Origin of the sequence: Ramlibacter sp. (assembly GCF_041916345.1) — a bacterium.
Lineage (GTDB): Bacteria > Pseudomonadota > Gammaproteobacteria > Burkholderiales > Burkholderiaceae_C > Ramlibacter.
This window is the reverse complement of record NZ_JAYRZR010000147.1, coordinates 1-5,962: the sequence shown is the minus strand read 5'-3', so window position 1 is coordinate 5,962 and position 5,962 is coordinate 1. Positions and strand designations below refer to the sequence as shown.

At 69.8% G+C, this 5,962-nt stretch carries 4 protein-coding genes, 1 tRNA gene and 1 pseudogene; all 6 read left to right on the top strand.

Translation table 11 applies throughout. The annotated features are described in order from the left end of the window. Positions 1–144: pseudogene (gene prfB, locus ACE3T5_RS20845) on the top strand (peptide chain release factor 2); the annotation flags it as partial. Continuing rightward, entirely contained in the window at positions 141–800 is a 660-nt protein-coding gene (locus ACE3T5_RS20840; protein WP_374670029.1) for an HAD family hydrolase, read from the top strand. The pseudogene prfB and the gene ACE3T5_RS20840, both read left to right, overlap by 4 nt. After that, positions 793–3,444 carry an aminopeptidase N gene (gene pepN / locus ACE3T5_RS20835; RefSeq protein WP_374670028.1) on the top strand — a complete coding sequence of 884 codons (2,652 nt, stop codon included), beginning with the start codon at positions 793–795 and terminating at the stop codon, positions 3,442–3,444. The genes ACE3T5_RS20840 and pepN overlap by 8 nt, the downstream gene beginning before the upstream one ends. Before the next feature lie 16 nt (positions 3,445–3,460). Then, positions 3,461–4,465: a class 1 fructose-bisphosphatase gene (locus tag ACE3T5_RS20830; protein WP_374670027.1), complete on the top strand. Its 1,005-nt coding sequence runs from the start codon at positions 3,461–3,463 to the stop codon at positions 4,463–4,465. Between the two features lie 287 nt (positions 4,466–4,752). Then, positions 4,753–5,823: a ribosome small subunit-dependent GTPase A gene (gene rsgA / locus ACE3T5_RS20825; protein WP_374670026.1), complete on the top strand. Its 1,071-nt coding sequence runs from the start codon at positions 4,753–4,755 to the stop codon at positions 5,821–5,823. Between the two features lie 49 nt (positions 5,824–5,872). Then, positions 5,873–5,948: transfer RNA gene (locus ACE3T5_RS20820), tRNA-Thr, on the top strand. Positions 5,949–5,962: the final 14 nt, after the last annotated feature.

The window sequence follows — 5,962 nt, the reverse complement described above, 5'->3', positions numbered from 1 at the left end:
TGGGGCCACCAGATCCGCAGCTACGTGCTGGACAACAGCCGCATCAAGGACCTGCGGACCGGCGTGGAGATCTCCGCCACGCAGAAGGTGCTGGATGGCGACCTCGATGCCTTCATCGAGGCCTCCTTGAAGCAGGGCGTATGACGGCCCTCATCTTCGACATGGACGGCACCATGGTGGACTCCATGCCGTGGCATGCCCGCAGCTGGGCCGAGTTCACCCATCGGCACGGCGTCGACATGCCGGTCGACGAGATCCTTCGCCGCACCACGGGGCGCAATGGCGTGGAGTGCATCCGCGAGCTGTTTGGCGCGGCCACCTCCGAGACACGCGCGCTGGAACTCATCGCCGAGAAGGAAGCCATCTACCGCGAGCTGTTCGCGCCCGTGTTCCGCGAAGTGGCGGGCTTCACCCGCTTCGCGCAGCAGGCGGCCGAGCGCGGCCTGCGCACCGCGGTGGCCACCGCGGGCGACCAGCACAACATCGCCTTTGTCATGCAGCATCTGCGCCTGCCCACCGCGCCGCACGCCATCGTGGGCGGCGACGAGGGCCTGCCGGGCAAGCCCGAGCCGGCGCTGTTCCTGGAAGCCGCGCGCCGCATCGGCGCCGATCCGGCCGACTGCATCGTGTTCGAGGACGCCCCCTTCGGCATCGAGGCCGCGCGCCGCGCCGGCATGCGCGCCGTGGCGGTGTGCACCACCCATTCGCCCGCCGAGCTGGCGGGCCCGCACGTCGTGGCCCAGGTGCCCGACTACCACCCCCTCATCAACGAGCAATTCCTGGAGACCCTCCATGCGTGAAGGCAATGCCAAGGTGATCTTTCGCGCGGACTACCAGCCGCCGGCCTTCTGGATCGACAACGTGGACCTGGTGTTCGACCTGGACCCGGCCAAGACCCGCGTGCTCAACCGCATGCGCGTGCGCCGCAACCCGGAGGTGGCGCCGCAGGCCCTGCGGCTGGACGGCGAGGAGCTGAACCTGGCGCGCGTGCTGGTGGGCGGACAGGGCACCTCGTTCAAGATGGAAGACAACCAGCTGGTGCTGGAGCACCTGCCCGAGGGTACCGAGCCGTTCGAGCTGGAGATCTTCACCACCTGCAACCCGGCGAAGAACAGCAAGCTGATGGGCCTGTACGTCAGCAATGAGTCGTTCTTCACCCAGTGCGAGGCCGAGGGCTTCCGCCGCATCACCTACTTCCTGGACCGGCCCGACGTGATGGCCAGCTACACGGTCACGCTGCGGGCCGACCGCCAGAAGTACCCCGTGCTGCTGTCCAACGGCAACCTGGTCGATCAGGGCACGCTGGACGATGGCCGCCACTTCGCCAAGTGGGTGGATCCGCACCGCAAGCCCAGCTACCTGTTCGCCCTGGTGGCCGGCCAGCTGGTATGCCGCGAGCAACGCATCACCTCGCGCGGCGGCAAGGACCACCTGCTGCAGGTCTACGTGCGCCCCGGCGACCTGGACAAGACCGAGCACGCGATGAACTCGCTGATGGCCTCGGTCGCCTGGGACGAGGCCCGCTTCGGCCTGCCGCTGGACCTGGACCGCTTCATGATCGTGGCCACCAGCGACTTCAACATGGGCGCGATGGAAAACAAGGGGTTGAACATCTTCAACACCAAGTTCGTGCTCGCCAGCCAGGCCACGGCCACCGACGCCGACTACGCGAACATCGAGTCGGTGGTGGGCCACGAGTACTTCCACAACTGGACGGGCAACCGCGTCACCTGCCGCGACTGGTTCCAGCTTTCGCTGAAGGAAGGCCTCACCGTCTTCCGCGACCAGGAGTTCAGCCAGGATCTGGCGGGTGAGGCCAGCGCTCGCGCCGTCAAGCGCATCGAGGACGTGCGCGTGCTGCGCACCGCGCAGTTCCCCGAAGACGCCGGCCCCATGGCACACCCGGTGCGCCCCGACCAGTACCTGGAGATCAACAACTTCTACACGGTCACGGTCTACGAGAAGGGCGCCGAGGTCGTGCGCATGATGCAGACCCTGGTCGGACGCGAGGGCTTCGCCAAGGGCATGGCCCTGTACTTCCAGCGCCATGACGGCCAGGCCGTGACCTGTGACGACTTCGCGCAGGCCATCGCCGATGCCAACCCAGGCTCGGCGCTCGCCAACCAGCTCGACGCGTTCAAGCGCTGGTACAGCCAGGCCGGTACGCCGCGCGTCAAGGCCGCGGGCCACTTTGACCCCGCCACGGGCACCTTCAGCCTCGCGCTGTCGCAGAGCTGCCCCACCACGCCGGGGCAGAGCGACAAGCAGCCCTTCGTGATCCCGGTGGCCTATGGCCTGCTGAACGCGGACGGCACCGAGGCCGCAAGCGGGATGCACGTGCTGACCCAGTCGAGCGAGACGCTCAGCTTCCCCGGTTTCACCGCGGCGCCGGTGCCCTCGCTGCTGCGCGGCTTCAGCGCGCCGGTGGTGCTGGACTACCTGTACACCGATGCGGAACTACTGACCCTGCTGGCGCACGACACCGATCCGTTCAACCGCTGGGAGGCCGCACAGCGCCTGGCCGTGCGCCGCGCACTGGCCTTCATCCAGCAGGACACGTCGGCCGCCGATCTGCGCCTGGACGCGCCCTACATCGACGCGATGCGCGCCGTGCTGCGCCACCCGCAGCTCGACGCCGCCTTCAAGGAACTCACCCTCACCCTGCCGGCGGAGACCTACATCGCCGAGCAGCTGGAGGTGGTGGATCCGCAGCGTGTGCACGCGGTGCGCGACGCCATGCGCGAGCAGCTCGCCGTGGCCCTGTTCGACGACTGGGCCTGGGCCTACGAGACCCATCGCGACACCGGCGCCTACCGGCCCGACCCCGTGTCGAGCGGCCGCCGCGCCCTGGCCGGCCAGGCCCTGGGGCACCTGTGCCTGGCTGCGCGTACCACCGGTGACACGGTCTGGCCCGGCAAGGCCTACCAGCGCTTCAAGGACGCGTCGAACATGACCGACCGCTTCAACGCGCTGGCCGCGCTGGTGACCAGCGGCCATGACCTGGCCACGCCGGCCCTGCAGCGCTTCCATGCCCTGTTCCGCAATGAGCCCCTGGTGCTGGACAAGTGGTTCGCCCTGCAGGCCGGTGCGCCGGACCGCGGCGGGAACATCCTGCCGGTGGTGAAGCAGCTCATGGCCCACCCGGACTTCAACCTGCGCAACCCGAACCGCGCGCGCAGCGTCATCTTCAGCTACTGCAGCGCCAACCCGGGCGCGTTCCATCGCGCCGATGCCGCCGGCTACGTGTTCTGGAGCGAACGCGTGCTGGAGATCGACGCCTTCAACCCGCAGGTGGCCGCCCGCCTGGCGCGCGCGCTGGACCGCTGGAAGAAGCTGGCCGAGCCGCTGCGCAGCGCCGCCCGCGAGGCCATCGCCCGCGTGGCCGCCAAGCCCGACCTGAGCAACGACGTGCGCGAGGTCGTCACGCGCGCCCTGGCCGATTGAGCCGCTGGAACCCGACATGAGCAAGAAGATCTCCCTCACCCGCTACCTCGTCGAGAAGCAGCGCGTCGACGCCCACATCCCCTCGCAGCTGCGCCTGCTGATCGAGGTGGTGGCCCGTGCCTGCAAGAGCATCAGCCACGCGGTGAACAAGGGCGCGCTGGGCGGCGTGCTGGGCAGCGCCGACAGCGAGAACGTGCAGGGCGAGGTGCAGAAGAAGCTGGACATCATCGCCAACGAGGTGCTGATCGAGGCCAACGAGTGGGGCGGCCACCTGGCGGCGATGGCCAGCGAGGAGATGGATGGCATCTACCTCGTGCCCAACCGCTATCCGCAGGGCGAGTACCTGCTGCTGTTCGATCCGCTGGACGGCTCCAGCAACATCGACGTGAACGTGAGCATCGGCACCATCTTCAGCGTGCTGAAGATGCCCGAGGGCGACCGCGGCGTGGAGGAAGGCGATTTCCTGCAGCCGGGCCGCCAGCAGGTGGCCGCCGGCTACTGCGTCTACGGGCCACAGACCACGCTGGTGCTGACGGTGGGCGACGGCGTGTCGATGTTCACGCTGGACCGCGAGCAGGGCTCCTTCGTGCTGACCGAGGAGGACGTGCGCATCCCCGAGGACACGAAGGAGTTCGCCATCAACATGTCGAACATGCGCCACTGGGACACGCCGGTGAAGCGCTACATCGACGAATGCCTGGCCGGCCGGGAAGGCCCGCGTGGCAAGGACTTCAACATGCGCTGGATCGCCAGCATGGTGGCCGACGTGCACCGCATCATGTCGCGCGGCGGCATCTTCATGTACCCCTGGGACAAGCGCGAGCCCGAGAAGCCCGGCAAGCTGCGCCTGATGTACGAGGCCAACCCCATGGCCTGGCTGATCGAGCAGGCCGGTGGCGCGGCCACCAATGGCCGCCAGCGCATCCTGGACATCCAGCCGACCAAGCTGCACGAGCGCGTGAGCGTGGTCCTGGGCAGCAAGAACGAGGTGGAGCGGGTCACCCGCTATCACCTGGAGTGAGCAGCGCTGGGGTTGCCGCTTGACGCGACCACCCCCTTCGCCTCACACTCCACCCCCTCACCCACTTTCACAGGAGACGTGTCATGACCAGTCTGGACCTTGCCCTCCTCCTGTCGGCTGCCTGAGGCCCGCGCCACTGCGTATCGCCTTGCCGGCTCCCCGCTGAGCCGGCCCGCCTCCTGATCCGCCCGCCGCCTTTCCGCGGCCGACTTCCCTGCCCCACGGCTTCATCCGCGCACCGCGCGGATGCCCGCGCTCGCGCGCAACGGAAGACCCGAAACGGATCCATGATCAACTTTCAATTCGAGAACCTGCGCCGCGTCGGCCTGACGCCGGCGGCGCTGGCGCGCATGGCGCCGCTGCTGGACGCAGCCGCCGACACCGCGCGCCTGATGCGGGTGGTGGAAGTCCACCGCGATGCCTGCATCGTGCACGACGGCACGGGCGAGCACCGCGCCCGCCTGCCCCTGCCGCTGCGGGAGCCCGCCGCCGACGCCCCGCCCACCGTGGGCGACTGGGTGGTGGTGGAAGGCGAGCCCGCCGATCTGCAGGTGGCCGCACGCCTGCCCGCAGCCACCGAGATCGCGCGGCGCGCCAACGACGGGCGCCGCCAGGTGCTGGCCCGCAACGTGGACACGGCCTTGCTGGCGATGGGCCTGGACCTGGACTTCAACCCGCGCCGTGCCGAGCGCTACGTGGCGCTGGTGCGCGCCTGCGGCGTGGAGCCGGTGCTGGTGCTCACCAAGGCCGACGCCGGCCTGCAGGTGGAGCAGCGCGTCTACGACCTGCGCCGCCGCCTGCCCGCCACCGTGCCCTGCGTGGCGGTGGACGGCCGCAGCGAGCGCGCGCGGCTGGAACTCGCGCCCTGGCTGGGCGCGGGCCAGACGCTGGTGCTGCTGGGGGCCTCCGGCGCCGGCAAGTCCACGCTCGCCAACACGCTCACCGGCGGCAGCGCCGCGCAGGACACCGGCGGCGTGCGGCGCGGCGACGGCCGGGGCATGCACACGACCACGGCCCGCTCGCTGCACCGCTGCATCGACGGCGCCTGCCTCATCGACACGCCCGGCTTGCGAACGTGGCGACCGGACGCGGATGGCGAGGCCCTGGCCGCTGCGTTTGACGACATCGCCGTGCTGGCCGCCGGCTGCCGCTTCCGCGACTGCACGCACCAGGGCGAGCCCGGCTGCGCGGTGCGCCCGCGCGTGAGCGAGGACCGCATCGACAACTTCCACAAGCTGCTGCGCGACGCGGGCCGCGGCGAGCAGACCGCGCTGGAACGCATCGCCCTGCGGCAGAAGTGGAAGCGGCTGCACAAGGCGGGGGCCGAGCGGGCGCGGGGCAAGCGCGGCGGCGGATGAGCCGGGCGCCCCGGCGGGGCCACGAAGCCCGGCTATAATGCGAGGCTTCGCCGGAGTAGCTCAGTCGGTAGAGCAGCTCATTCGTAATGAGAAGGTCGGGGGTTCGATTCCTCTCTCCGGCACCAGTCAAGAAGGCCAG

Excerpts from the sequence above, each read along its gene's own strand:
- ACE3T5_RS20830 (WP_374670027.1), top strand. The coding sequence starts at position 3,461 with ATGAGCAAGAAGATCTCCCTCACCCGCTACCTCGTCGAGAAGCAGCGC.
- ACE3T5_RS20840 (WP_374670029.1), top strand. The coding sequence starts at position 141 with ATGACGGCCCTCATCTTCGACATGGACGGCACCATGGTGGACTCCATG.
- pepN (WP_374670028.1), top strand. The coding sequence starts at position 793 with ATGCGTGAAGGCAATGCCAAGGTGATCTTTCGCGCGGACTACCAGCCG.
- rsgA (WP_374670026.1), top strand. The coding sequence starts at position 4,753 with ATGATCAACTTTCAATTCGAGAACCTGCGCCGCGTCGGCCTGACGCCG.